Annotated in this window: 20 protein-coding genes and 2 pseudogenes; 5 read left to right on the top strand and 17 right to left on the bottom strand. The window is 57.8% G+C overall.

Going from position 1 to position 26,641, the window contains the following annotated elements:
* Window positions 1-7 precede the first annotated feature (7 nt).
* A complete protein-coding gene (locus CUN63_RS28595; protein ID WP_129444449.1) occupies window positions 8-544 on the bottom strand; it encodes a tetratricopeptide repeat protein in 537 nt (178 codons plus the stop codon).
* 223 nt (window positions 545-767) lie between these two features.
* Between CUN63_RS28595 and CUN63_RS28590 the strand changes: the two genes are divergently transcribed.
* On the top strand, window positions 768-1,541 hold the full coding sequence (locus CUN63_RS28590; protein WP_129444447.1) for a class I SAM-dependent methyltransferase: 774 nt from the start codon (window positions 768-770) through the stop codon (window positions 1,539-1,541).
* A 107-nt stretch (window positions 1,542-1,648) separates the two neighbouring features.
* Here CUN63_RS28590 and CUN63_RS28585 read toward each other — a convergent pair whose 3' ends face one another.
* The 6 genes and pseudogenes from CUN63_RS28585 to CUN63_RS32825 all read right to left on the bottom strand — a co-directional run.
* The gene (locus CUN63_RS28585; protein ID WP_129444445.1) at window positions 1,649-2,602 is read right to left on the bottom strand and encodes a D-2-hydroxyacid dehydrogenase family protein; all 954 of its coding nucleotides are present in this window, start codon (window positions 2,600-2,602) and stop codon (window positions 1,649-1,651) included.
* Window positions 2,603-2,615: 13 nt separating this feature from the next.
* Window positions 2,616-3,641: an alpha/beta fold hydrolase gene (locus CUN63_RS28580; protein ID WP_129444443.1), complete on the bottom strand. Its 1,026-nt coding sequence runs from the start codon at window positions 3,639-3,641 to the stop codon at window positions 2,616-2,618.
* 85 nt (window positions 3,642-3,726) lie between these two features.
* The gene (locus CUN63_RS28575) at window positions 3,727-4,161 is read right to left on the bottom strand and encodes a YqaA family protein (RefSeq protein ID WP_129444441.1); all 435 of its coding nucleotides are present in this window, start codon (window positions 4,159-4,161) and stop codon (window positions 3,727-3,729) included.
* On the bottom strand, window positions 4,161-4,607 hold the full coding sequence (locus tag CUN63_RS28570; protein WP_129444439.1) for a DUF411 domain-containing protein: 447 nt from the start codon (window positions 4,605-4,607) through the stop codon (window positions 4,161-4,163). Before CUN63_RS28570 ends, CUN63_RS28575 begins: the two co-directional genes overlap by 1 nt.
* A 203-nt stretch (window positions 4,608-4,810) precedes the next feature.
* Window positions 4,811-5,338, bottom strand: a pseudogene (locus CUN63_RS32830) (methyl-accepting chemotaxis protein); the annotation flags it as partial.
* Between the two features lie 333 nt (window positions 5,339-5,671).
* Window positions 5,672-6,802 (bottom strand): annotated as a pseudogene (locus tag CUN63_RS32825) (cache and HAMP domain-containing protein); the annotation flags it as partial.
* Between the two features lie 408 nt (window positions 6,803-7,210).
* Here CUN63_RS32825 and CUN63_RS28560 point away from each other — a divergent pair.
* Window positions 7,211-7,741: a hypothetical protein gene (locus CUN63_RS28560; RefSeq protein WP_129444435.1), complete on the top strand. Its 531-nt coding sequence runs from the start codon at window positions 7,211-7,213 to the stop codon at window positions 7,739-7,741.
* 46 nt (window positions 7,742-7,787) lie between these two features.
* Here CUN63_RS28560 and CUN63_RS28555 read toward each other — a convergent pair whose 3' ends face one another.
* Complete coding sequence (locus tag CUN63_RS28555) at window positions 7,788-8,783, bottom strand: aldo/keto reductase (protein ID WP_129444433.1); 996 nt, start codon at window positions 8,781-8,783, stop codon at window positions 7,788-7,790.
* Window positions 8,784-8,901: 118 nt separating this feature from the next.
* On the opposite strand from CUN63_RS28555, the gene CUN63_RS28550 reads away from it, so the two are divergent.
* Window positions 8,902-9,828 carry a LysR family transcriptional regulator gene (locus CUN63_RS28550; RefSeq protein WP_129444423.1) on the top strand — a complete coding sequence of 309 codons (927 nt, stop codon included), beginning with the start codon at window positions 8,902-8,904 and terminating at the stop codon, window positions 9,826-9,828.
* On the opposite strand, the gene CUN63_RS28545 is transcribed toward CUN63_RS28550, so the two are convergent.
* The 6 genes from CUN63_RS28545 to CUN63_RS31800 all read right to left on the bottom strand — a co-directional run bounded on the left by CUN63_RS28545 (window position 9,817) and on the right by CUN63_RS31800 (window position 17,338).
* Window positions 9,817-10,770: a GNAT family N-acetyltransferase gene (locus CUN63_RS28545; RefSeq protein ID WP_129444421.1), complete on the bottom strand. Its 954-nt coding sequence runs from the start codon at window positions 10,768-10,770 to the stop codon at window positions 9,817-9,819. The two genes, CUN63_RS28550 and CUN63_RS28545, sit on opposite strands and share 12 nt — an antisense overlap.
* Entirely contained in the window at window positions 10,770-12,059 is a 1,290-nt protein-coding gene (locus CUN63_RS28540; protein ID WP_129444419.1) for an AMP-binding protein, read from the bottom strand. Before CUN63_RS28540 ends, CUN63_RS28545 begins: the two co-directional genes overlap by 1 nt.
* A gap of 68 nt (window positions 12,060-12,127) precedes the next feature.
* Window positions 12,128-14,530 (bottom strand): aldehyde dehydrogenase family protein, encoded by a 2,403-nt coding sequence (locus tag CUN63_RS28535; protein ID WP_129444417.1) that lies wholly within the window; start codon window positions 14,528-14,530, stop codon window positions 12,128-12,130.
* Window position 14,531: 1 nt separating this feature from the next.
* A complete protein-coding gene (locus CUN63_RS28530) occupies window positions 14,532-15,662 on the bottom strand; it encodes an acyl-protein synthase (RefSeq protein ID WP_129444415.1) in 1,131 nt (376 codons plus the stop codon).
* Between the two features lie 21 nt (window positions 15,663-15,683).
* Window positions 15,684-16,925, bottom strand: a complete 1,242-nt coding sequence (locus tag CUN63_RS28525) for an MFS transporter (protein ID WP_129444413.1) — start codon at window positions 16,923-16,925, stop codon at window positions 15,684-15,686.
* Between the two features lie 275 nt (window positions 16,926-17,200).
* On the bottom strand, window positions 17,201-17,338 hold the full coding sequence (locus tag CUN63_RS31800; RefSeq protein ID WP_165353291.1) for a hypothetical protein: 138 nt from the start codon (window positions 17,336-17,338) through the stop codon (window positions 17,201-17,203).
* A 157-nt stretch (window positions 17,339-17,495) separates the two neighbouring features.
* On the opposite strand from CUN63_RS31800, the gene CUN63_RS28520 reads away from it, so the two are divergent.
* Window positions 17,496-17,684 (top strand): hypothetical protein, encoded by a 189-nt coding sequence (locus tag CUN63_RS28520; RefSeq protein WP_008024801.1) that lies wholly within the window; start codon window positions 17,496-17,498, stop codon window positions 17,682-17,684.
* 18 nt (window positions 17,685-17,702) lie between these two features.
* Here the strand turns inward: CUN63_RS28520 and CUN63_RS28515 are convergent, their stop codons facing one another.
* Complete coding sequence (locus CUN63_RS28515; protein ID WP_129444411.1) at window positions 17,703-18,074, bottom strand: fe2+ zn2+ uptake regulation protein; 372 nt, start codon at window positions 18,072-18,074, stop codon at window positions 17,703-17,705.
* 244 nt (window positions 18,075-18,318) lie between these two features.
* Here CUN63_RS28515 and CUN63_RS28510 point away from each other — a divergent pair, with 244 nt between their 5' ends.
* Complete coding sequence (locus CUN63_RS28510) at window positions 18,319-20,664, top strand: acylase (protein WP_129444409.1); 2,346 nt, start codon at window positions 18,319-18,321, stop codon at window positions 20,662-20,664.
* A gap of 55 nt (window positions 20,665-20,719) precedes the next feature.
* On the opposite strand, the gene CUN63_RS28505 is transcribed toward CUN63_RS28510, so the two are convergent.
* Together CUN63_RS28505 and CUN63_RS28500 are read right to left on the bottom strand one after the other, a co-directional pair.
* Window positions 20,720-21,721: a FecR family protein gene (locus CUN63_RS28505; RefSeq protein ID WP_129444407.1), complete on the bottom strand. Its 1,002-nt coding sequence runs from the start codon at window positions 21,719-21,721 to the stop codon at window positions 20,720-20,722.
* A 98-nt stretch (window positions 21,722-21,819) separates the two neighbouring features.
* Window positions 21,820-26,625, bottom strand: a complete 4,806-nt coding sequence (locus CUN63_RS28500; protein WP_129444405.1) for a dermonecrotic toxin domain-containing protein — start codon at window positions 26,623-26,625, stop codon at window positions 21,820-21,822.
* Between the last annotated feature and the right edge of the window lie 16 nt (window positions 26,626-26,641).

Here is a 26,641-nt window from a genome sequence, read left to right as displayed (position 1 = left end):
CGGTGTGTCAGGTTTTCGATGAATCGTTGATGGCTTCGGCCAGGTCCTGGTATTCCTCGCAGGTGGTGCTGCCGCAGATGGTTTTGATCTGCTGCAACTGTTCCTGGGCGAGGTCCAGCCGACCTTTGATCACATACGCTTCGCCAAGGTATTCGCGAACTTGTGCGTAGTGCGGGTCAAGTTGGACCGATTGCAGGTAATAACCGATGCCTTCGTCGGTGCGCCCCAGTTTACGTGTAGCGTAGCCGCGATAGTTCAAGGCCTTGGCGGTGTTTGGCTCTTTGAGGGTGTCGAGCAGGGCCAAGGCTTCTTCGTAGCGACCGTCCTTGGCCAGGCGATAAGCGTAATCGGCGCGGTCGGCGTCCGGCACCAGACTGCTGGTTTGCTTGAGGCATTTTTGCGACCGGGAGTCGAAGACCTGCCCTTTGGGGCAATTGGGTCTTGCGGGGGCGTCATCGCCACCACCATTGGCGAATGCAAGCGAACTGGACAAGGCGACTGCCAGCAGCAACGGGGCGGTTAACACAGCGAAACGGGTGTTCATGGGCGATGCTCCACAGGTTAATTCGTTTCAGTTCGTACCACGTCCCGGCAATGTGCGGCGCAAAGTATTATCACGCAGGCTGAAATGGTGAACTCTCATGGGGGATGAAAGGTGAACACCACAGGGTGAACAATTATTCATTTCTTTCTGGCGGTCTATGCAAGGAAAGCTCAAATCGAGGCGCTATGCTCGATAGCATTCGTTGTAGATCTGGAGCACTGCCATGAAAGATCAGGTCCATCACTCGGCGGCCGCCGGCTATAAAGCCGGCGCTGATACCTACGTTCGCGGTCGTCCGGACTATCCGCCGCAAGTGGCCAATTGGCTGACGGGCACCCTTGGTTTGAACGCGGACAAAGCCGTGGTTGATCTGGGCGCCGGCACTGGCAAGTTCACCGGTCGGCTGGTGGCGACGGGTGCGCAAGTGATTGCGGTGGAGCCGGTGGCGCAGATGCTCGAGAAATTGTCCGAAGCCTTCCCCGAAGTGCTGGCCGTCAGCGGCACCGCCATGGACCTGCCGCTGCCCGATGCTTCGGTGGACGTGGTGATCTGCGCCCAGGCCTTTCACTGGTTTGCCAGTACTGAAGCACTGACCGAAATTGCCCGTGTACTCAAACCCGGCGGCAAGCTGGGACTGGTGTGGAACCTGCGTGATTCCCGGGTGAGCTGGGTGCCGAAACTGGATGCGATCGTCAATGCGCTGGAGGGCGATACGCCGCGCTATTACACCGGGGCCTGGCGCCGGGCGTTTCCGCATGCGGCGTTCGGACCGCTGGCAGAACAGCGTTTCAGCCATGGGCATACAGGTTCGCCGGAAGATGTGATTTTCAACCGCGTGCGCTCCACCAGTTTTGTGGAGGCATTACCAGCGGAGGAGCGGGCGAAGGTGGATGAGCAGATCAGGGCTCTGATTGCGGCGGAGCCTGATCTGCGTGGCAGAGACGTAGTCGCTGTGCCCTATGAGACGGCGGCGTTTGTGGCAGAGAAGGGCAGTTAGATCGGTGGTGAGGCCATTCGCGAGCAAGCTCGCTCCCACATTGATTTTGTGGACGACACAGATCAAATGTGGGAGCGGGCTTGCTCGCGAAGAACGATGACTCGGTATTAGCTCAGTAGACGGATCGGTTCTCCCGCAGACCAGGCCTGAATGTCCTCAATCATCTGCGAAAAGAACTGGTGATAGTTCTGCTGGCTGACATACCCGACGTGGGGCGTGGCCAGCACATTGTCCAGGGTTCTGAACGGATGATGAGGCGGCAAGGGTTCCTGCTCGAAGACGTCCAGCGCAGCGCCTGCCAGTCGCCGTTTCTGCAACGCCTTGATCAACGCCGCTTCATCGACGATCGGCCCACGCGCCGTGTTGACCAGCAGCGCCGTGGGTTTCATCCAGTCCAGCGCCTGGGCGTCCACCAAGCCTCGGCTACGATCGCTGAGTACCAGATGGACCGACAGCACATCGGCCTGTTCGAACAGTTCCTGTTTGCTGACGTAGGACACGCCGACCTCGGCTGCACGTTCGGCGGTCAGGTTCTCGCTCCAGGCAATCACCCGCATGCCGAATACTTGACCGAACTGGGCAACGCGAGTGCCGATGCTGCCCAGACCCAGGATCGCCAGGGTCTTGCCGTGCAGGTCGCCACCCAGGCTTTGCTGCCATAAACCGGCGCGCAGGGCGTTGGCTTCGACCACCAGGTTGCGGGTCGTCGCCATGATCAGCGCCCAGGTCAGTTCCGGCGCGGCGTGCTTGTAACTGTCGGTGCCACAGACCTGAATGCCCAGCGCGGCGGCCGCTTTCAGGTCCAGGGCGGCGTTACGCATGCTGCCGGTGACCAGCAGCTTGAGTTTCGGTAAGCGTCGCAGCAGGTCCTCATCGAACCGGGTGCGCTCGCGCATCACGCAGATCACCTCGAACTCGCCCAGCCGTGCCGCCAGGATTTCGTTGTCGGCAGGGTAGTCATGGATGAAATTCACTTGGCCGATGTCGTCCAGCACCGACCAGTCCACCACGTCACGGGCCACGTCCTGCCAGTCATCAATCACCGCAATCTGCACTGCCATCAGCCTTACCTCATCAATGAAGGGGGTTGGTTTTGTTCAGCCAGGCGAGCAGGGCCTGGTGGAATTGCGCCGGTTCCTCCATTTGCGGCGCGTGTCCCATGCCGGGGAATTCGACCAGCGTCGACCGGGGAATCAGTTTCGCCACCTGTTTGCCGAGGACGTTGTAGTGACCGAGTTTCGCCTTGACCTCGGGCGGTGCGATGTCGCTGCCGATGGCCGTGGTGTCGGACGTACCGATCAGCAGCAGGGTCGGCATCTTCAGGTCCTTGAACTCGTAGTACACCGGTTGGGTGAAGATCATGTCGTAGATCAGCGCCGAATTCCACGCTACCTGGGTTTTACCCGGGCCTTTGCTCAGGCCCGCATACATGTCCACCCAGCGGTCAAACTCGGGTTTCCAGCGGCCGTCGTAATAGGTACTGCGTTGATAGTCATGGATGCCTTGTGCGGTGACCTTCAACTCGCGCTCATACCATTGATCAACGGTGCGATAGGGCACGCCGAGGGCTTTCCAGTCTTCCAGTCCGATGGAATTGACCAGCGCCAGTTGCTCGACCTGATCGGGATATTGCAAGGCATAACGAGTGGCGAGCATGCCGCCGGTGGAATGCCCGAGAACACTGGCCTTCTGAATGCCCAGGGCCTTGAGCAGTTGCTGGGTGTTGGTTGCCAGTTGCTGGAAACTGTACTGATAGTTGTCCGGTTTACTGGAGGTGCAGAAACCGATCTGATCCGGGGCGATGACCCGGTAACCGGCCTCGCTCAGGGCCTTGATCGAAGTGTCCCAGGTGGCACCGCAGAAGTTCTTGCCGTGCATCAGCACCACGCTGCGTCCATTGGCCTTGCCGTGGGCTGCGACATCCATGTAACCCATTTGCAGGGATTTGCCCTGGGACTCAAAGGCAAAATGCTTGACCGTGTAGGGGTACTCGAAGCCTTGCAGCTCCGGCCCGTATTCCGGGCCTTCGGCGTGAGCAATGATAGGCAATGCAGCGGTCAGCAGCAGGCCGGGCAGCCAGCGGGAGCGGGTGAGGGACATGGGTGAACTCCATTGGAAATCGGCCGATGCTGGATCGGCATGATTAGGGCGACATTAAACACAGGCAATCGCCGTGGATGATCGTTCAACCCATCCAGCCCAATGTGGCCATGGCCAACACACCATAACGGGTGCCTTTGGCAAGGGTCACGATCAGCAGGAATCGCCCCAGCGGCTCGCGCATCACGCCGGCCACCAAGGTCAGCGGATCACCGATCACAGGCACCCAGCTCAGCAGCAACGACCAATGACCGTAGCGCTGATAATGGACTCGGGCTTTTTCCAGATGGCGCGGGCTGACCGGAAACCAGCGCCGATCACGAAACCGCTCGATACCGCGCCCCAGCCACCAGTTCACCAGCGACCCCAGAACATTGCCCAATGTCGCCACGGCTAGCAGCGACCAGAGCCAATACTTGCCGCTGAGCAACAGCCCCACCAACACCGCTTCGGACTGCAAGGGCAGCAAGGTTGCCGCACCGAATGCGGCGAAGAACAGCCCGATGTACGCACCGAACATCAATGGGCGGGGTAGTCCGCCACTACCACGTCAGAGCCGTCCTTTTTCAGGCCGATCACTTGATACGCATCGCTCGTGCCGTCCATTTCCATGCCCGGCGACCCCATGGGCATACCGGGTGCGGCCACGCCCAACAGATCGTCGCGCTTGCTCAAGGCCAGCACCTGATCGGCAGGGACATGACCTTCAACGAATTTGCCGTTGATCAAACCGGTATGGCACGACGCCAGACGCGGAGGCACGCCGTGCTGTTGCTTGAATTCGCTCATATTGGCTTCGACGTGATCCTCGACTTTGAAGCCGTTGGCTTCCAGATGGCTGATCCATTTTTTGCAGCAACCGCAATTGGCATCGCGGTGAACCTCGATCGGGATCAGGTCGGCGGCCTGGGCCAGGGAGGAAATGAACAGGGCGCTCAGGGCGACCAGACGCAGGTGGGTTCGCATGGGAATCTCGTTTCGAATTGCGGCCAAAAAAATGCATTCTGACCATTTTTTTTGGCCAGGCATTCAAGGAGTGTTTCGAAGTAATACAAAACTGGCCAGCCTTGATCATCGTAGATCAAAGCTGTCAGTCAGATGAGGCGCACATTACAAGATTGTCAGGTTGGCCGCTGAGTGCCGGGGACGGCACTCAGGGTAGGGCAGAATTAACGAACTCTGAACCGCCCCATGATCGCGCTCACGCGACTGTTGGCTTCCAGCAGTTGTTGGGTATTGAGCTCGCTGGCCTGGCCGCTTTTCACCAGTTCGTCGACCATGTGACGGATTTGCACCATGCTGCGGTTGATCTCTTCGGTCACCGCGCTTTGCTGCTCGGCGGCCGTGGCGATCTGGGTGCTAAGGCTGTTGATGTGGCTGACGTTGCCGGCCATTTCATCCAGACCGGTGTTGACCCGTGCCGTGGCATCAGCGGCCGACTGGCAGCGGGTCTGGGTGTTTTCCATGGCGGTTACCGACGAACTCACACCCTGCGTCAGGCGGGTGAGCATTTCATTGATTTGCGACGTACTGGCCTGAGTGCGGGCGGCGAGGGCGCGGACTTCATCGGCGACTACGGCAAAACCGCGGCCCTGCTCGCCGGCGCGCGCGGCTTCGATGGCAGCGTTGAGGGCCAACAGGTTGGTTTGCCCGGCTATGGCGCCGATGACCCCGAGAATCTCGGTGATGCGTTGAGCGTCCTGTTGCATGCTTTCGACTTTATGGGTTGCGCTGGCCACTTCGTCGATCAGCGCAATCACGCTGCTGGACGCTTCGCCCACCACGACCCGCGAACGGTCGGCGTTTTCGTTGGCGCGCTGGGTGAAGGCAGCGGTTTCGGCGGCGTTTTGCGCAACGCTTTCGGCGGTCGAACTCATCTCGGTGATGGCGGTGACGGTCTGATCGGTTTCCGAGGCGTGACGCACCAGTATCTGGCTGGTGTGGGCGGAGGTGCGTTGCAGGTTATCCAGGCTGGAGGCCATGGCGCCGGTGGCCAGGGTGACTTCGCCGATCATGTTCTGCAAGTAGGTGATGAAGGCGTTGACCGAGTGGCCGATGGCGCCCAGTTCGTCTTCGGCGCGAATGGTGATGCGTTTGGTCAAGTCGGCGTCACCTGCTGACAGTGCGTCGATGTTGGCCTTCAGGGCTTTCATACGCTGGACCAGTTGGCGAATCGCATAGATCTGTAGCAACACCAGCAGGATCACCATCGGGATTTGCAGCAGGCTCAGGGTGCTGAGCACGTCGTCGCGCTGGGCGGTGATCAGCTTGGTCGGCAGGGCGGTGGCGAGGAACCAGGGTGTGCCTTCGATCGGGCGCATGAAGAAGGTGCTGGCTTCGCCGTTGTTGTCGAACTCGCCCCGCTGCGACTGGTCACGGTTTTGCAAGCCGGCCTTCACCTGGGTAGCGAACGGCGAGTTGCCGGCCAGCTCACTGATGTTCTTCAGTACGATCGGCCCGCTGATGCGCGAACTGTTGCTGATGATCTTGCCGTCGGCTTCGACGATCAGCATTTCGGCGCCGAGGTCTTTCTCCTTGCGTGCCACCAGGTCATTGAAAAAACCCAGGGTCACGTCGATGGTCGACACGCCGTAGGCCGCGCCATTCTTCTGGATGGCCATGGCGCAGTTGGTGCGCGGCTCGGCGCTGGCGTCATCTTTATAGGCGGCCGCCCACGCGCATTGGCCGCGCGGGGTTTGCATGCCGCCTTTGTACCAGGTCTGGTCGTAGTAGTTGGGCGCGGCATCGCTGTTCCAAAAGGTGTTAACGGCTAGTTTTCCCGAGGCATCCCGGTGCCAGAACGTGCTGAACTTGTTGCGCCCGGCTTCGCGCTGACCGGGCAGCGGCCAGATCCCGCCGCCGAACACTTTCAGCTCGCCGTACTGGTCGACCAGGCCCGGCAGGACGGTGTCGATGGCGGCGCTGTCGAGCAGGGGAATGGTCTGGGTGATGCTTCGCTGTTGCGCCTGAACCTTGTTCAGTTCGCCCTGGATTTGCTCGGCGACTTCGGCAATTCGGTTGAGGGCCACTTGTTCTTCGGTGTGACGCAGCTTCGGTGCGACCAATTGGCTGATGCCGACCACTGTCAGCACGGACAACAGCAGGATGAACAGGACCAGAAACAGCGTGTAACGAGCCTGAATGGTACGGAATGCGGGCATGGGACCGGTCCTTAGTGCAGCGTTCTTGTTGTGGTCGTCGGTATGAAGTCGACGCTTCCAAGGGCTATCGGCTCGCGAAAGCCGAGCTTTAGGTACCATCGTGCAGGAACGGTGCGGGGTGACGGGCGGTGCGCGGTATAGTGATGGATACAAACTAACTAACCAAAGCGTACGTACCACTTGGTTAGTTGCTATTTCACTTTCCAAGTTAATGCCTGGATCAATGAAAAAGGGCACTTGCCTGGTTGTATCGTAAATGTATGAGAATTGTAAAAAGTCGGAAATAATTGTAGGTGTGGCTAGTGGCCAGGCTGATACTCGCCCGCTCTAAACCAGATTAAACAAGGAGCTTTTTATGGTCGCCTCACACGGACGTCTGCATCAGGTAGCGCAGTCGGAAGTTCGGTCATGACTATCGGCTATACCGGGGCCTGGACTTCCAAGGCAGGTTTGCTGATCAACGACACGGGCGCCGGCAAGCCTGTGACGCAAAGCGCCAAGGTCAAGCAAATGCTGGCATTGGTGGGAAGCGATCCCAGCGTGCTCAACACGAAGTTGATGGATGAGCAGAAACTGCACAGAAACATCAAAGGCTTCGACCCGGAAAACGTCACCTCCAAACAACTGGGCAATCTCAGTGCCTTCTTGAAAGCCAAAGGACTGATTTCTGATATTACGTCGATGACGCTAATGAATGCCGGTGACAAGTTTGACCGGTTTGGGATACAGAAAGACCCGGATGCGAAATTCAACGCGCTGGAGTATTTCGCCACCCAGCTGGACACCATCCAGAACAACAGTATCAAGGGTGACAAGTACGCCACGGGCCTGATCCCGGAATACAAGAAAGCGATCTACGTACTGCAGAATTTACAAGCTTACGGCAAGGGTAATGGCACATCAGTGCCGACCGACAAGGGCGTCACCTCGAAGGCGTGACGGGTTGTCCTGGCCCACTCAAATCGTCGAATGGGCCAGGTGGCGGTTACCGGTCAAGCAACTTCATGACTTCCTCCGGGTAACGTAAGCCAGCCGTGGCATTGGTCGGGAATATCGCTTCCAGCGCTTGCAAGTCTTCGCCGCTGAGCTTCACATCCAGCGCGGCCACATTTTCTTCCAGATATTTACGCTGTTTGGTTCCCGGAATCGGGATCACGTTATTGCCCTGAGCCAGTACCCACGCGAGCGCCAGCTGGCCGGCGGTCACGCCTTTTTCTGCGGCCAGATCCTGCACTTGCCGCACCAACAACAGATTCTTCGCGAAGTTCTCTCCTTGAAACCGCGGGCTGAAACGCCGGTAGTCGTCTGCCGCAAAATCATCAGGACTTTTCAGCGCTCCGGTGAGAAAGCCACGACCCAAAGGGCTGTAGGGGACGAAGGCGATCCCCAGGCGCTGACACGCAGCCAGACAACCGTTTTCCTCCTGGTCACGGCTCCATAACGAATACTCGCTCTGCAGCGCACTGATCGGATGGACCTTGTGTGCCCGCTCAAGCGTCGCGACCGAGGCCTCGCTCAAACCCAGGTACCGAACCTTGCCAGCTTTCACCAATTCGGCCATGGCGCCGATGGTCTCCTCGATGGCCACCTGCGGATCGATACGGTGCTGGTAGTACAAGTCCAGGGTTTCAACACCGAGGCGCTTGAGGGTGCCGTCGATAGAGGCGTGAATGTAATCCGGTCGGCCGTTGACGCCCCGCGCAACCGGATTGCCCGGGTCGCGGACGATCCCGAATTTGCTGGCCAGAAACACCTGGTCACGTTTGCCGACGATGGCTTTGCCGATCAGTTCTTCATTGGTGTGCGGGCCGTACATGTCGGCGGTGTCGAGCAGGTTGATCCCCAACTCCAGCGCGCGGTGCAGAGTGGCCGTGGCTTCGCGGATGTCCACGCCAGTCGTGTAGAAATCGCTCATGCCCATGCAGCCCAGACCTATCGCGCTCACTTGTGGACCGTTTTTGCCCAGTTGACGTGTTTGCATGAAATCAGCTCCTTGTGAATGTGGAGTCCATTGTTGACCTCGACAGAAACTAGATAAACCGGCTAAAACTGCTATCACTGTTCGTAATTTCTAAATAATCAGCCGGTAAGCAAAAGCAATGGACCGTTTTAACGCCATGCGCGTATTCACTCGAATCGTCGAACTGGGCGGCTTTGCCAAGGCGGCGGATAGCCTGCAATTGCCCCGGGCCTCAGTGACCATCCTGATCAAGCAGCTGGAGGCGCATCTCGGTGTGCAGTTGCTGCAACGCACGACGCGGCAGATCAGCCTGACGCTCGACGGTGCGGCCTATTACCCTCGTTGCGTACGGTTGCTGGCGGACCTGGAGGAAACCGAAGCGGTGTTCAGCGCTGCACGCAACAACCCCAAGGGGCTGTTGCGCGTGGACATGCCGGCGGGCGTGGGACGCTTGATGGTGATCCCGGCATTACCGCACTTTACTGCCCGGTATCCCTTGATCGAGCTGGAAATCGGCTTGAATGACCGGCCAGTCGACCTGATACGCGAAGGCGTCGATTGCGTGCTGCGGGGCGGCGACTCACTGGACGATTCACTGGTGGCGCGGCCGTTGGCCATGCTGGACCAGGTCACGTGTGCCAGCCCCGACTACTTGAAGCGATTCGGAACGCCTCAGTGTCTGGCTGACCTTGAAGGCCATCAGATGGTGGAGTACTTCTCCAGCAGCAATGGCAAACGTTATGGGCTGGAGTTCAAGGTCAATGATCAGGTTCAGGCCATTAATCTGCCCAAGCAGGTTTCGGTCAACAGCGCCGATGGTTACCTGGCCGCTTGTGAGGCGGGGTATGGTCTGGTCCAGACCCCGTATTACCACGTAGCCCGCCAGCTGAGCGAAGGCCGTTTGTGTGAAGTCCTCAGGACGGTGCCGACACCGGGGATGCCGCTGACGGCGCTCTATCCGCCACACCGTCAGTTGTCCCGGCGGGTGAGGGTGTTCGTCGATTGGCTGGTTGAGCTTTGCGCGCAGCCGGGCAATGACTTTTATCGAAAAGACTCACGCGGCTGAGCGGTCTCTGTTCAGCGCTTCGGCGCAACTGTGCGTGTTGGCGTTTTGCTGTAAATCGTCATGCAAGCGTTGCATGTGAGGGCAGTGCAGGTTGAGGTGTCGAGACTGCGCCCCTCGATGAAACAGGGCGAACCACCCATTGGTGTTTGATGTAGGCATCAGCCCGGTAAAGGTGAAGCCAAGGGCCGCCAAGTTGCGAAAGTCCTGGGCAAAGTGCCGTGACATCTGAAGTTTGACCGAGATCAGCCAGTGCCTGGGCAATTGACCGATCTGGTCAAGCAGACGTTTGGTCAAACGCTGAATGACCATGTCGAATCTTTTATGGTGTTGCTTGAGTTGCAAGGGCAGAGAAGACAACGGCGTCGTGTCCGGATGAGTCCCGAACACGGAACACAAGTGCTGCATAACCCCCCGGCAGCTGTCAGGCCATGGGATGTCGGGGAGTGGACGCGTATGTCCTTCGGCGACGTAACAACCCATCACGATGGTTTCCGGCAGCGGCTCAGCGAAGGGCGAAGGGACGTAGTCAGGAAGCAAACCCGTGCTGTGGAAGCCGATGTTTGCTGCCATGCGTTGCGTGTAGGGATGGTGTGTCACTTGTTTGATCGAGACGCTCTTGAACCCCATGGAACCTGACCGCGACAGCAACTCCCGTCCCAGACGGGTTGCGATACTCTGCCCCTGCGCGGCGGGATGCACCACACTGAGGGCCAGCTCGGTGGTGTCCGCAGGTGTGTCATGGCACAACGCGGCATGCCCTAGAACGCGTACGTCGTCCACCGCCAGCACCGACTTCCAGCGCCCCTCGGCATTGTGCTGATTGATCATATTCGGCAAGTAAACATCCGGCTGAACGTAATGATCGCCATAGACCTCGCGAAACAACTGGCTCACGGCACGTGCGTCGGATGGCCGATAGGGTCGAAAAATCAAATGAGGCATCATGCGGGCTCCGGCGACGGTGCGTCATACACGCGCAAGTCCAGGACCCGCAGTTGTTTGCCGGAGCGTGGGTGAAGCTTCAATGCGGTGACCGCACAGGACAACACTCGCAACTCCAACAGACCCTCGCGGCTCAGTTCCTCGATGGCGGGATAGTGTTCAACCAGGGCCTCGTACAACTCTCGGCACACCGGTACGGTGGCCATTGATAGCGCTGAGGGAACCCACTTCACACTCAAAATATCTTTGTAATCGTCATGTTCGATCAGCAATTGCCATTGGTCGTTGTGGGCAATGCGCTGGACGATCTGCTGGATGTCATCGATCAGCAGCGACAGCACCCCGACTCGCACTCGCTGGCTGTGCACGCTACGTCCCTTGAGGGCGAATTTGCGCTTCGGGGTTGAGACGGGTTCGCGCCAGCACGCGCGGTCGCCCACCGGATAACGCAGCAGTGGCATGAGCCGGCGAGTCAGATTGGTCACCACCAATAATCCGGTGCGATCGCATTCTTCGATGACTTCACCGGTGAGTTCATCGACGATCTCCAGCAAGGTTTGTGGTTCAAACACCCGATGCTCGCCCAAGGCGCAGTCGCGACCGCTGGCCCCGATAAGGCCGGCGTCTACACTGGCGTAGCCAATGGAAGCAATGCGCACGTTGGGAAACATGTCGGTGAGGATTGCCACCTGCGGGGCAAACAGGCTTTCGCCGCCGTACAGCAACGTATCAACCCCGCACAGTACTCGCCGATGCTGGTTCAGGTAGGCCGCCAGTCGCAGCAGCTGTGCCGGGACACCGACCAGCACGTTGATCCGATGCTGATCAATCGCATCGGCCAATACATCCAGCTCGACTTGCCCGGTAAATGGAAACTCGCAGATCGATCGCCTGACGTGCGCCAGTGAGTCGTGGATGAACAGAAAACTGGCGTAAAGATCACCGGAAAAAAACAGATTGGCGACACGGTCGCCGTCGTTCAGCTGAGAGGAGAAACTTTCTCCGAAAGTACTGACCAGTTCTTGCCATTCGTTATAGGTGTACACCGTCAGTTTGCCCTGGCTGGTCGATCCGCCGGTTTTAAACACCAGCGCATCGTCGACCTTTGCGGTCAGGACCGGCCAATGACTCAAGTCATTGCTGCCAGACCAATAGTCCACGGCGTTGGTGAGCGGTATATTTTGTAACGTAATGCCCTGCGACGGTAAGTGTTCCAGTTGTTGGCGGTAGAAGTTTGAATGTTGCCTTATATAAGGCAGTAGTTGTTCGAGCGAATAAGTTGATTTCACTGGGGGCTCTCTTTTTTTTATCAGGCGTCTAGAGGTTAAAAACAAGTTGTGAGTAGTCGGCGGTATTTTTATTTTCTTTTATCAATAACCAACGGTGTTTTGCCGCTGTGTTTGTTTCGAGTGAACGCTTGCTCCGTGCACACTTGAACTTCGACAGTTAACAGGTTGGCGTTTACGGCATTTGCCAGCGCTTCATGGTTCAGCAATGCGTTGCGAACCTGGTTGATGTCTGCATCCGTTAGAACGTTGAGTCGCTCGACGCCATCAGGGGCGTGGTCCAGAACAATCTGAATGGGCGCGCCGACGCTATCCTGCAGAGCCGACGGCGAAATGAACTCCGTGCCCATTCGCACCAGTTTTCCGTGGCGCTGGAGCAGTTCGAATCGGGGTGAGTCCAGCCCGCACGGACAAGGTCCGGGTATCCAGCGACCGGTGTCTCCAACGTCATATCGGCGCACGGTTTGGCCTTGCCGCGCTCGTGAAGTAAACAGCAGGCGACCGATCTCATTCGCCTGAACCGGTTCATCCTGTTCGATCTGCACAATTTCCAGATGCTGGGTATCGCACATCAAGTGAAACACCCCGTTCGCGGTGGCTGCGCACGCATGCCCCAAGGGACCTGCATCGACGGAGCCATAGATCGCCGAGCGGATCATCGAGACCCCGCAGCTTTCCATTAGGCTCAGGCTGGTTTGGCCCGGATGCTCGCCGCCGAGGAACACTTTGCCAATACCTGCGTACGTGCGGAGTCGGGCCTGCTCGTTGAAGAACAGACGATGCAAGGTGCTCGGCATGCCAATCAGCACGGTGACACGCTGGTCAACGATCAGTTGGGCGATTTCGCTGAAGTCATCGTCCTGGGGCGCACCCATGGGGAAATGTGTGACGCCCATCTGTTCCAGTATTTTGGTAAAACTGAGGAAGCCTCCGTACAGGCTGCCGCCGTAAAACAGGTTCATGACCCGGTCCTGTGAAGGATCGAGCCCGGCGGCGAACAGGCCGTCGGCCGCTGCGCGCATCTGCCGTTGAAAGTCGCGATAGCTGAAACCGGCGAGGGCTGGAGTACCGCTGCTCCCTCCTGAGCGAAAATACAATTGCGCCGCAGCGCCCATCGGCTGGGTCGTGAAGGTGTTTTTGTCCATGATCGGCACACGGGGGGTGTCAGGGGCGGGCGGGACCGGGTCGAGCGTTGCCCGGCCAGGCAAAACATCCGGCGACAGGCTCACCGAGAGGCGGCGACTCAGACGCGTCAACGCGTAGACGCCATCATGGGGCTCACCGGCGTAGCCGTCATGAATCGCCGCGCAAGGCGCAATACGGGTGACCCCAGCGTTGACCAGCGTTCGCACAAGTCCTGACGTTTCTGTCGGAGAGCAAATCAGTGCGCAGCTTTGCAGGACAGTGCGCCAGGGCAACAGCGTCTCGGCGATCATGTGTTGCGGCACGGGCTTGAGCAGCACAGTACGAAACAGCGGTGAAGGCGCGAGCGTCTGATGGTGTTCCCAGATGATCCGCCATCCGTGGCCGGCCCAGACCTGGCCGGTCTGGTTCGCAAAACAATAATCCAGTTGCGCCATGGCCGTGCGGGTGGTGATCTCGCACGCTTCCTGGTCCGTGGGCACCAGCGCCGGCCAGTGCGATGCGCGACGCTTGAAGGCTTCGCTCAAACGCTCGCCCAGGTCCTGCAGGATGGCCGGGTCGTTGCTGTCCACCAGCAGCCATTGCGGGCTGGAACACGCTTGCTGATCCAGACTGCAAACCTCATCCACCAACGCATCCAGCGCCGAAGAGTTGGCCGCGTCAGGCGACAGATAAGCGAAACTGATCCTGTGCCCCCAATCAATCCAGCGACATCCAGTGGGGATCTGCTGACGAATCGCCTTGAGCGCCTTTTCACCGCCCCAGGCTGACACGCCATCGGCCTGGGCGCAGAGTTCGGCTATCCGGGAAGTGCCCACGGGCAGCACCGCGACAAATTCGGCAAGCCTGCCACTGGTGTCGCACTTCACAAAGGCAGCCAGCAATTGCGCAGTCAAACCCGCATCGCTGGCGCTGGGGCGTAACCAGTTAATGTTACCGGCCAGCAGGCCTTCGAGAACCGCGCAGAACGCCAGCATCGGCGCATTGCCCGGCGTCACATGCACCACCAGTCCCAAGGGGTGCCAGCTTTCAAAGCGCGGCTGCCGGTAGTCGATACACCTCAGCGAACGGGGTTGCGAGCCCAGTTCCCGCTCAAGCTTCGTGCTCAGGTTGCTGCGCTGGCAGAACTCGATCAGCCCCTGACATTGATCGTCGTCCAGAGGCAGGTTCAGGCTGCGAGTCTGTAGTTGCGTGGCGAAACGAGCCGCGGTTTCGATGACGGTCTCGCTGTCGATCGGTGCAGAAAGCAATCCGGGCAATTGTTTTCGAAGGCTGTCGAGGGCGCTTTTCGGGCTAACGTCGTCACGCAGTTGGCCATTGATGAGGTACATATCAAGCCTCTCCCAGCAGTTCTGAGGCCGCCATGGCGCAGCTGCGGCTGGCGGTGGTGCCTGCGCGTCCGTGCAGCTCGAACCAATCGGTCGTCAGGCCGCATCCGCAATGTGCGCCGGGGTGTAATGTCGCCAGATCGCCCATGACCACAGCATGAGCAGGGCTTGACGAAATGTACGGGGAGACGAATTCCAGCAAGCCGCGTTGGCCGTATGGCCGGACCGTGAAATCGGATGGGTTGCGCACGAAAACCTTCGAGTAAATGGGCGCATGAAAATGATGGTGGGCACATTGGATGTAGGGCACGGCATGCTCGACGGCGCCGTAACCATCCCGACAGCGGGACAGGTCGATGCCCAGTTGCCGGTTGATTCGGGCATACAACTCAAGCAAGGGAATCTCTTGTGCTGCCTGGGTTTTCCAGCCGCCCCCCAAAAACACCAATGACTGAGCGGATAGCTTGAGATTCGGTGCGCAGGTGTTTTCCATGTGCTGTAGCGCATGCGAAAGAAACGCAGGAAATCCGATTATCCGTACGGGCAATCCCTCGTCGGCAAACTCCTGCAAGGCGCGAATCACGCCAAACAGGTCGAACTCGTGACCTTTACCCGACCGGCGCAATCCGTAGACGATTCGATTGACGGGCGCATAGCTGCAGAGAAACTGGTCGGTGTAAGCAGTGCCCAAGGTGATGGCCGCTTCGGGCTCGTAGCTCAGGAGCAAATAATTGCAGGGGCTTTGCGGAGTATCCCAACCGTAGTGCCGGAAAATGTGGCTCACCATGCCTTGGGCCGCCGCCATGCTGCGAGGGTCATAGCGCATGCGACTCCTCTGGCCGCTGGTGCCGGATGAGGTCAGCTCCAGCGCGCCTTCGCCGGTGGGGCCGAACAACAAGTGGCGTTTGAAATAGTTGGCGAAAATCGGTGGCAACCTGGACCAGTCATCCAGTGTCTCCAGGTCCTGGGCATCGAGCCCGTTGGCGTTTAGCCAGCGTTCGTAGCCGGGCGTGTGATGACAATGAAACAGGCTGATTTCCCCCATCGCCTGGTCGAACAGACCCTCGGGTACGGAATCCAGGCAATAGGGTTGCGTTAACGCGCAGAGCGCATCGGTGTGGGGTAAATGGATCATCAAAAGACCTACTGTGTGGTGTCAGACGGCAAGCGCGATGTGAGCGCGCCGCAGAAAGAGGCGTAGGGGCGCCAGGCTCAGTAGCCCCGCGATACCCGCCATCAAAGCGAACGATTCGTGGCTGTCACCGGCACCGGCGGCCGCAATAAGGGAGCCGCCGCCACCCATGACGGCGATCGAGATCATGCCGATCATGGCCGAGACCAGACCTTTGCTGTCGTCGCTGGCGAACAGTGCAAGCCGGTACAGCGCGGCATTGCTCATGCCAAGCCCAACGGCGTAAAGCGCCAGGCAGCTGATCAGCACGACTGTCGAAGCGCCGTAGACGCTGATGGCGACTAACGCGATGAGCCCACCGCAAAACGGCCAAAGCGAGTATCGAATCAGTTGTGGCAATTCAGCGTTGGCAATCAGTCGGTTGAGGATCAGATTGCCGAGAATGACGGCCGCGAACACCGGGATTTGCCACAGGCCATAGTGCAGAGTTGAAAGCCCCTGGTTGTGGATCAGCAAGAGCGGCGCCAACCCGATCCAGGCAATCAAGGGCAGGCTCATCACGCCCAGCGCGACTGCGGCGCAAAGGAATCGCGGGTTAGTCAGCAGCGCGGCATAGCGGCGCAGAGTGCTGTGCCATTCAAAGCGCACGGCTTCCAGTCGCTGACCGTCGTGGCGCAGGGTGCCCACGGTTTCCGGCATGAACAGGTAAAGCCCGAGCCAGACCATCACGCCGCCGATACCCAGCAGTAAAAACAATTCACGCCAGGACAACCACTCCAGCAGCAGACTGCCGAGCAACGGCCCCAGAAGCGGGGAGAGCAGTGCAACGTTCCCCAGCAACGCCATGATTTTGACCGCGTCGGCTTCGCAGAAAACTTCTTGCAGGGCCGGGTAGCTGACCGCGATGACAAACCCCAACCCCATGCCCTGAATCAGTCGCAAGCCATTGAACGCATAAATGCTTTGCACGTTGAACGCGGCGGCACAGGCCAGGGCGAATACCGCGCAACCGATGAGCAACATCCGGCGGCGACCGAAATGATCAGACAGCGGGCCAATCAGCCATTGCAGAAGCATGCCGCCGGCCAGATATAGATTGAAGGCGTAGGGGACATGGTCGGGGCTGGCATCCAGTTGTCGGGTGACGGTCAACATGCCCGGCATGATCATGTCGCTGGCCATATAGGTCAGCAGTTCGAAAAAAGTTATTGCAAGGCAAAAGCCAAACAAATGGTGGGGGCTGATATTGATTAAAGGTTTGTGCATGGCATCCCTGTTCTTTGCTCAAAATTTAATAGCGGGTTTATTGCGATGCACCGAGAGTAATCATCGAATTTGAATAGCTCAAATGAACGATTAAGACCGAAAGCTTCAATGGTTATCGCTATGTTTCGATGTGCACAGGGAAGGAAACAAGAAGTGAATACGCATGTACGAAAAATGCCCGCGACAGGGCGGGCATTTGTTCAGTGGTTATTGGGTAGGGTATTTGTCTTACGAATGAGTGTTCAATTATTCACACGATATGAAACTGCCAACCGTTATCGATGCTGGTAATAACCCGGTCCGCCACGGTCGTAATGATGGCCGCCGTGCCAGCCGCCGTGGGGGAAAATGATGCAGCCGCTCAGGGAAAGTATGGCAAGCAGCGGAATCAGCAGTGTGATTCGACGGAACATTTCAAAATCCTCATGGTTATCGCCACTATGAAGCCAAAACTCTTCATCGGCTGTAACATGAGACCCCGTTTGTAGCGTTCCATCCCCGGAGAACGGTAGGGGCTTGGCATGCGCTCTGATACAAACCGGATACATTTTTCAGGTTCAGGAACTCGCAATGACTCAGTCGCAACGTTTGAAATACTCGATTCTGATCTCCCTCGTGGTGTTGGGGATCATGTTCGGCCTTTCGTATCTGCAAAACGCAGGCGTCATCAGCGAGAAGCTGTTTCAGTACATCGCCATCGGCGTGGCGGTGATCGTAGTGGTGATCAATGGCGTGATGCGCCGCAAGGTCAAACCCTGAGTGACGAAGCCAAGCTGATTACTCGCGATGGAGCATGGCTACAGCGTCGGGATGCAGGCTGTAGCTTTTGTCCGGGGTGAGCGTGATCACGCCTTCGCTGCACAAGCGTTTCAACACTTCCCGCACACTGAGAAAGGACAGGGGAATATCCAGGTCCAGCAAGTGGCTGTGCACGCCACGCACGCCAAGGCTACGGTCGCTTTCGGCGGCGCTCAGCAAGGCGTCGATGACTTTGAGGCGGATCAGACTGGTTCGCAGACCATAGCTTTTGAGCAGTAACCTGATCCGCTCGTTGCCATTGCGCTCACTGCGTTGACTGAAAACACCGGAGCCCATGGCAGAGCCCTTTGGCGCATTGCTACCGTCCGTTGGCAGTTGCGAGTTGTACATGCAAAAACTCCTTTTCCGAGCCGGCCAGGAAATGTGATGGGTGCTCTCATTCAATAAGACGTACGAGCAGGGCAAATAATGAAGCCCCAAATGTAGAAATTTTGTCGCCATCACGTCAGTGGCCTGTGAGATGTCCGTGAAAAGCGCCTTTCAGGGCCTAAATTCTTGTCATTTTTTTCGTTCCTAGGGGAAGGCGCAGTGCGTGTATGACGCAGGGTGTTTGTCTTTTCGATCAGGAGCGAGCGTGATTATTTCCAGGCAGTTAACCCGGTTGAGCCTTGCAGGCGTGTTGGTAGGCTTGAGTCTTGCGGCAAACGCACGCAGTCAGCAGGAGCAGGCGAGCGCCGACATTCGCCGGACCAGTTTCGGTGTGCCGCATATCCGTGCCGACAACGAGCGCGGGCTCGGTTATGGCATTGGTTACGCCTACGCTCAGGACAACCTGTGCCTGCTGGCCAATGAGATCACTACCGTGAACGGCGAACGTTCACGCTATTTCGGCCCGGATCAGTTCACGGTCGAAGAACGCGAAAACCTGGTCAGCGATCTGTTTTTCAATTGGCTGAACACGCCACAGGCCGTCGAGGGTTTCTGGCAGGCGCAAACCCCGCCAGTGCGCGATCTCATTGAAGGGTATGTGGCGGGCTATAACCGTTCGCTGACAGAACGTCGGGTGCAGGGTTTGCCGCAGCAGTGTCAGGGCGACTGGGTACGCGAGATTACCGCCCAGGACCTGGTCAAGTTGACGCGGCGCCTGCTGGTCGAAGGCGGAGTAGGGCAGTTTGCCGAAGCCTTGGCCGGTGCCACCCCCCCTAAAGCCGTTGCACATGTGGCAGGCGAACCGGTGTCGTTCCAAATGGCCGCCTCGCGCATGCAGCGGTTTGCCCTGGACCGCGGCAGCAACGCCGTGGCGGTCGGCAGTGAGCGTTCTTTCAACGGCCGCGGCATGTTGCTGGCCAATCCGCATTTCCCTTGGGTCGGCGGGATGCGTTTCTATCAAATGCACCTGACCATTCCCGGCAAACTGGACGTCATGGGCGCGGCGCTGCCGGGGTTGCCGATGATCAACATCGGTTTCAACCAGCACCTGGCGTGGACCCATACAGTGGATACGTCCAAGCATTTCACCTTGTATCGCCTGCAACTCGATCCCAAGGATTCGACCCGCTATCTGCTTGATGGCAAGTCCTTGCCGATGCAGAAACAGACCCTGACTGTGAACGTGAAGCAACCGGATGGCCAGACTCGGCCAGTTTCTCATGTGGTCTACAGTTCGCAGTTCGGCCCGATCGTGCAGTGGCCCGGAAAGCTCGACTGGGACAACCAGTTCGCCTACAGCTTGCGCGACGCCAATCTGGATAACGACCGGGTCTTGCAGCAGTGGTATGCAATGAACCGCGCGGTCAGCCTCAAGGACTTGCAGGCCTCGGTGCACAAGATCCAGGGGATCCCGTGGGTCAACACCCTGGCGACGGATGATCAGGGGCAGACGCTGTACATGAATCTCTCGGTCGTGCCGAACGTCAGTGCCGACAAACTGGCCAGGTGCAGTGATCCGCGGGCCGGTTTGCAGATGATCGTCCTCGACGGTTCCAACAGTGCGTGTGCCTGGGACATCGACCCGACGGCTGCACAAAAAGGCATTTTTGCGGCAGACAAGTTGCCGCAACTGTTGCGCAAGGATTTTGTGCAGCACTCCAACGATTCGGCCTGGATGGCCAACCCGGCGCAACCGCTCACCGGTTTTTCGCCGCTGATCAGCCAGGATGGCCAGCCATTGGGGCTGCGCTCGCGTTTTGCGCTGGATCGCCTGAACACGTTGAACAAGGCAGGTCCCATAGCAGCGACGGATCTGCAACACATGGTGATGGACGACCAGGTGTATCAGGCGGCACAAGTGATGCCGGACCTGCTGCAGTTCTGTGGGGCGGCACTGGGTACCGATGCGCCAGCGCTCGCGCCGCTGTGTGCCAGTCTCAAGGCCTGGGATCGCAGTGCGAATCTGGACAGCGGCCTGGGGTTTGTGCATTTCCAGGATGTCATGGCGTCGCTACAGGAAACGCCTGATCTGTGGCGTGTGGCGTTCGATCCGAAAGACCCGCAACACACCCCGCGTGGCCTGGCGGTCGATCGTCCGGAAGTCGCAAAGGCAGTTCGCGAAGCGATGCAGGCATCGATAGCGAAGATCAACAAGATGGGGCTCAAGGCCGATAGCCGCTGGGGTGATATCCAGGTGGTCAGCAGCGGTGGCCAGCAGACACCGATTCACGGCGGACCTGGCACTCTGGGGGTTTATAACGCCATTCAGAGCGTGCCGAGAACCGACGGTAAACTCGAGGTCGTCAGCGGGACCAGCTATTTGCAGGTGGTGACCTTCGATGACAAGGGACCGCAGGCCCAGGGGCTGCTGGCATTCTCGCTCTCCAGTGACCCGGCCTCCAAGTACTCCAGAGATCAGACCGTGGCATTTTCCAGGAAGCAGTTGAGTGTGTTGCCGTTCACCGAACAGCAGATCACGTCCGATCCGCAGTACCAGGTTCAGACGATCCGCGAGCAGGATGAAAAAGCCGGGAAGGTGGCCGTACAGTAACGCTGATGGTGTTTGAACGAAGAATGAAGGCCGCACCTTGCAAAGGTCGCGGCCTTCAGCTTTTTGGGGTTTGTTGCGGAATGGAATTGAGGACCGGATTGCCATCCTTGTTGCGGGTCAGGTAGACCGGTAACACCTTGGGCAGGGAAGCCACCAGGTTGTTGAGCTCTTTGATGTTGTAGATGCCGCCGATGCGAATCGAGCCAGTGCTGTTGTCGGCCACCATCACCGGTTTGCTCAAGTAGCGATTGATCAATGGCAATGCGTCGGTCAGCGCCAGATCATCGAGCACCAGTTTTCCGCTGCGCCACGCCATTGAGTTGTCATTGTCGTAGGTCTGACTGATCCGGGGAGTGAAGTCGCCGCGTCTAAAGCTCGCCTGCATCGCGGGCTCAAGGCGCAAGCCGTCACCCGTCAGGGCATCATTGCTGCTCACCAGCACCGAACCTTCTATCAGGTTCACACGTACCTGATCTTCATACATCCAGACGTTGAATTTGGTTCCGGTGACCCGAATCCTGCCTTCGGCCGCTTTGACAATGAAGGGGTGCCGAGTGTCATGGCTGACGCTGAAGAAGGCTTCGCCTTTTTTCAGCGTAATCCGACGTTGATCCTTGTAGTTACTGAACGTCAGCTCAGTGCCCAGGTTCAGTTCCACCTGACTGCCATCGCTCAGGGTGACCTGGCGGACATTGTCGTTCGCCTCGAAATGTTGGTAGGAATTGGGTAGCCAGCCCAGGTTCCAGCCGGTATAGGCCGCCAGCGGCAATGCCATGGCGCAAACCGCGGCGGCGATACCGAAGGTGCGCCAAGGCGTAGCAGCTTTGGCGCGGACCATCGGGACCACGGTTTCTGGACGTGGCAGGTCCCCCGCGACATCCCAGATCTCCAGCATGGCCTCGTACTCGAACGCGTGAAGCGGATGAGCGTCATGCCATTGCTCGAACGCCAGCCGCTCTTCAGCAGTGCAATCGTTGGCGTGCAGACGCATGCACCAATGCGCAGCGGCATCGGTGACAGCGTCGTATTCGGCTTGCGAGAGAGGGTTGTCGGTCATTGACTCATCCTGATTTCCTGCATTCTAACCTTGTGTGGAAGTCTGCGAGAACAACCGTCATGGCAATGACCCACCAAATGGGAGTTTATTTTTCTGATTCACGGGGTGCTGGTATGCAGTTGGCGCCCCATATGGCTGATGAGCCATGCAACACTGTCGGCGTTTCCGAGTAGCACTTTGAGTCTGACCAGTGGATCTCTCTTGAAAATTTTGCGGGCACCGCTCAGATTTTCTCCGCCGGTCAAGGTCAATATATGCGCTTTTACCCGATCAGTATTTTCATATGAAGTGCTGCCCGGATCCTCCCACTCACCGGTATCAGGATCCTGGGTCATGAACAGCTGAGTCAGGGGTGTCTTGATCGAGAGTGCGGTGTCCTGAAGGGTGTTCAACGCGTCCTTGAGGTCTCTGGCGGTTGTGCTGGTCGTATCGATCAGATGGGAGAATGGTTTGCCGGAATCGAGGTAAGCAATGTCTTCGGTGTTGCAGAAGAGGTGGGAAAGCTCATGAATAAGGGTTGCTGCTCGAGCATGGGTGTTGATTGGGAAGGAGGGGTCGGAAAGATGTGGGTGGTAGCTGTCGAAACCGGTGTTGAAGAATTTTTCTGCCAGATAAATTTTCCGCTTTGCATCCGTTGGAATGGTGAAAGCGAATGACGTTTCCGCACCACTGACCAGCCTGCCGACTACAAAACGGCTGCTCTTCGGCTTTCTGAGTGAGGGGTCCAACAAGGCCGCAAAAATGTCGCCCAAGACTTTTTCAAACTGCTCCACATGCGCGGACTGCACCTGCGGTACATCAATAAAATCCATCATGAGTTGATGCACGGGGGTAACCGTTTTGTCGGAAGACTTCAGCAATTGCAGGTTTTGAAAGCAGTTCCAGGCATAGGTGGTTGCCAGGTCCAGCGCTTCGTCAATCTGACGAGCCTTTTGCGGAAACAGTCGACGGATTTCGGGCATTCCACTGGCATCGACGTTCATGCCCTCCCAAACCGAATATGCGGTGCTCAACCGATTGCCGATGCTGAAACGGGGCGCTGGCGTTTGCCTGTCCAGAACCCATTGTTTCGACACGTTCTGAGTCAGCCGAGGCCCACGAATTTTTGTGTCAGCGATGCGCCAGTGTGTGCCGCGCTTTGCGACCGGATATACCTTTCCTTCAACCGGTGCGTAGGTTTTTTTTGTCGTCGGATGGGTATAGAGCCCAAGACTTGAGTTCAATGTGAGCGAATTCAGATCGACGTCGATGCTTTCATGACGCTTCAACTGCGTACGTTCGGGGGCTGTAATGGCAACGTTCTGCCATTTGAACCGGGTATTGGGCGTTTCTGGCGCAGGTGTACTTGGCGTAGAAGATGACTTCGCTTGCGCTTCCAGCGATTGTCGCAACGAGGCCAGTTGCGCAATGCCGCTGATAAATTCCTTTATCGCCGCCCCCCATTTGTGCGTTTGAAGGTCTTCGGCGGATTGCTTGATGTCGCGATAACTGCGCCACACCGTGATCGGGTAGGCAAGCTTGCCCGTCAAGAACGTAAATGCCTCATGCAAATCTTCACTCAGCACATGCTTGATGGTTGCCCATTCACCCTGCTTGTTGTCATCGATCTGACAACCGAGCAATCGGACTAATAACCCGACGTTGTCGTTGAACAAGTGTTTGAACAGATTCCCCTTGATCGGATTGGACGCCAGCGTCACTTCGGGGAGGCGGTTACTGGAGGTCATCATCCTGTACTCAAGCTGTATCCGATCAGGCTGCGGCAGGTTCATGAGTACCCAGTCGAGCAGACCGCCGCGAGTCTTCAGTTCTATCAGCAGTTGTGTTTCATTCTTGTATTCTTTCACTCCGTGCCGAGGGCTATGAGGCGCGACAAGGACCTGTGGCGCGGTGCTATCGGCCGATGAGCCAATCAGATAGACGCCTGGCACTTTGATCGCCTGTTCACTCTTGATGCCCAGGAGCTCAAGTGGTCGGATAATCGCGTGGGCACCGTCGACTGCCGCGCGGGCGATAGCGTCAGGCATGTCCATGACTTGGCGTATCAGATCAAACCCCGTCTCGCTCAGGCGCTCCTGCAGTTTTTCCGTGTGGGCGTAATGCATCAGCTGCCAGGGTAATTGCGTGTAAAACCGCTTCCTGCGGTCCGTTGCATTCGCCTGGGTGTCTGCAAAGGCTTCGTTCAGTGTTTTTTGTTGATGTTCACCCAGCTTCAAGTTTCGTATCAGGTCTCTGATGTAGCTTTGGTCCATGACCTCGGGAATCTCGGTGTTATCAAGCGACACCAGTTTGAAATGGGTTTTGTCCAGATCCTTGAAATGGGTCAGTGCAAAGTCGGTCAGGGTTTGGGTGCTGGTCGTAGAGCTCGAACGCGTGTCGATCTGTATCTGGACTTTGTCCGGATCGATGTCGAAGGTGTCAGCCTTGAGTTGTTTTTCAAGTACATGGTGCGCCGTGCGCGTCAGGGAGCGTATGCCGGTTAGGTAGTCCTGGTCGTCGGTGACATTGTCGAGGTATTGCTGAAGCAACTCCGCATGCAGTATCTGGTCTTGAATGGACGCCTTGGCCAGCCATGCCGGCAGTTTTTGCTGGGTCGTCAAGGATTGGGCGATGTCCGTCGCGCGGTCTAACCCGGTCATCGGTTGGCGTAACGCCACCAGCTTCAGAAGACTGCCCTGGGTCGTCGCGGGGAGCTTCGTGGCCAGCGCACGGGTGACGCACGCCTGGTCCAGCTGGACATAGGGCTTTTGCACGTGATCGAGAAAATGCTCATCTATTCGCTGTAGCGGCGCCAGGGTGTAAGTCTGCCCAGCCACTCTCTCGCTACGTCCAAGGTTCTCCAGAAGGGTGGTGCGATCATCGGCGTCCTTGAGGCGTCGATCCAGCTCGGTCAGCAACGGAGTCAATGCCCTGAAGGCTTCAAATCCCGACGCCGGCGTCCACAAAATCGCCTTGCCCGAATGCTTTGGGTCCAGGCCTCCACGTTCAGTCAGCACAAAACAACTAGCCAGTTTCAACGGGGCCGTGGCTTCGCTTGCCTTCAACGCCAAGGAAAATACGTCCGGCAAAAAGCCGTTCAATGCAGCTCGCTGCAAGCGTACCGGGGTATCAAGCACGGTTTTGATGATCGCCTGTTCCATCGCACCCAGGGTGCGCGTGACGGCGTGCAGCTTCAATTCACTGCGCAATGCCGTTGACAGGGTGTGAGTGAAACTCGATTGCAAGCTCCCGAGCGACGAACCGACGATGCGCTGCGCCTCGGTAATCGTGCGGGTTGTTGTGGGAATGACCGGATGGTTGTCGAGGAGTTGGTCGAGCGCCACCTTAACGGAGGAGAGTCGGGCCAGTTGCTCTTTGGCCGACTCGGCACGAACGGTGGCCGGTTGTGCGCTCCAGCGCTGGTCCGCGTGTGTACTCCAACGTCCTGCGGTATCGGCCGCCAGCAGTCGGTCGTCGATCAATCCCCGGACATCCAGTGCCTTGTCGATCAAGGCATGAGGATCCTGTGTACCTTCGCTTTCACGGTAACGGCTCAGCGCGTGGGACAGGTTCTCCCGTTGTTTGCCAAGGATGTCGTCCATCAATTGTTCAAACACCGGGCTGATGATCGGTTCACCGACAATGACGCGCTCATCCGGCTCCAATGAAAGAAACGTGCCGCGTTCGCCCAAAGACATGAAGTTGAGCAGCGTGTCTTCGTGGCCTTCGCTTTTCATCATCTCCAGGACGATTCTCCTGACAGCGGGCAGGTCGCTCGTCGCCTCAATGCCTCTGGACTGTGTGTACAGAAAGCCCAGGGTTTCGCGGCTGCCGATCATCAAGGTCGAGGCCAGCTGCGCGTAATGCTTGAAGGGCGCGGTGATACGTACTTTTTCGATGCGAAGAGGATCGACGGTTTCAGGTTCGAGGCTGACATTCATCAGTCGCAGGTATTCCTGCGTCGTCAGAACACCTTGCTGACGCTGAAGCAAAAGCTTCACGTGATAGGTATCGCGCAAACCCTCGGCAAAAAACTCCGAGCGTGACTGCCCGTTGCTCATCGGTGTGTTCCAGAACGTCTTGAGCAGGCTCTGCAAGTGAGGGGTAAAACTTTGCGCGATCTCTTTGACTGCGCTTTCCCAGGCCTGGTTATCGGCGTCGCTGCTCACACTGTGTTGGGGATTGGAAAAGACTCTGGAATCGCCAGTCGGCCACTCGTTGGTCAGGTAGTAATGCAGCAGGGCATCGCTCAGTGAATGCGAGGAAAGCAATTGTTGGTCATCGCTGTCGATGACAAAGCTCTTCAGTCGAGTAAGGCGCTGGTCCAGTCTGGGGAACGGTTTGTGCAACGCGTTCTTGAGGGTATCGTCCAGCATCGATTGCAGCGTTGGCAGCTTGACCAGCTCACCCATCATCGTCTTGATGTTCTGAGCCTGATTGCGCTCGAGGGTGAGCTCCTGGTCCTGGAACACCGCACCTTCGACTATTTGCGTGGCAATGTCTGGCGCAGTGGTGGCGGGTAAAGCGCTGCGTTGTTCGATGGAGAGAAAGCGCAATAACTCACGCTTCCCGGTGGGCTGTGCCAACCATTCCTTGAGTCTGCTTTTGAGGTCCTCCATGTCCGCGAATTTGATCAGGCCTTTCCACGGTGTGTAGAGCGTGACTTCTCCATCGTTGGGCCGGCTCATGGCAAAAGCGCCGGCCAGGGGGATATCGGGTGCATCAGGCACGCTTAAAAGCAGCTGATCGACGTGCATAGGCTTGCTATTGGCGCCACGGATTGCATGCGTCGCCAGATAAACAACCTTCAACCACTTCAGGTCATCAATCGTGAAGGACAGTGCCATTTCACGTTCATCGGGCTGTCTGGCATTGGATGCAAGTTCTGCCTCGTCGAAAAAATACGGGAGTAGGGGAGCAGACATGGTTTTTCCTCGTTGT

The sequence above is a fragment of the Pseudomonas sp. ACM7 genome, assembly GCF_004136015.1.
Classification (GTDB): domain Bacteria; phylum Pseudomonadota; class Gammaproteobacteria; order Pseudomonadales; family Pseudomonadaceae; genus Aquipseudomonas; species Aquipseudomonas frigoris.
This window is presented reverse-complemented; position numbering and strand designations above follow the sequence as displayed.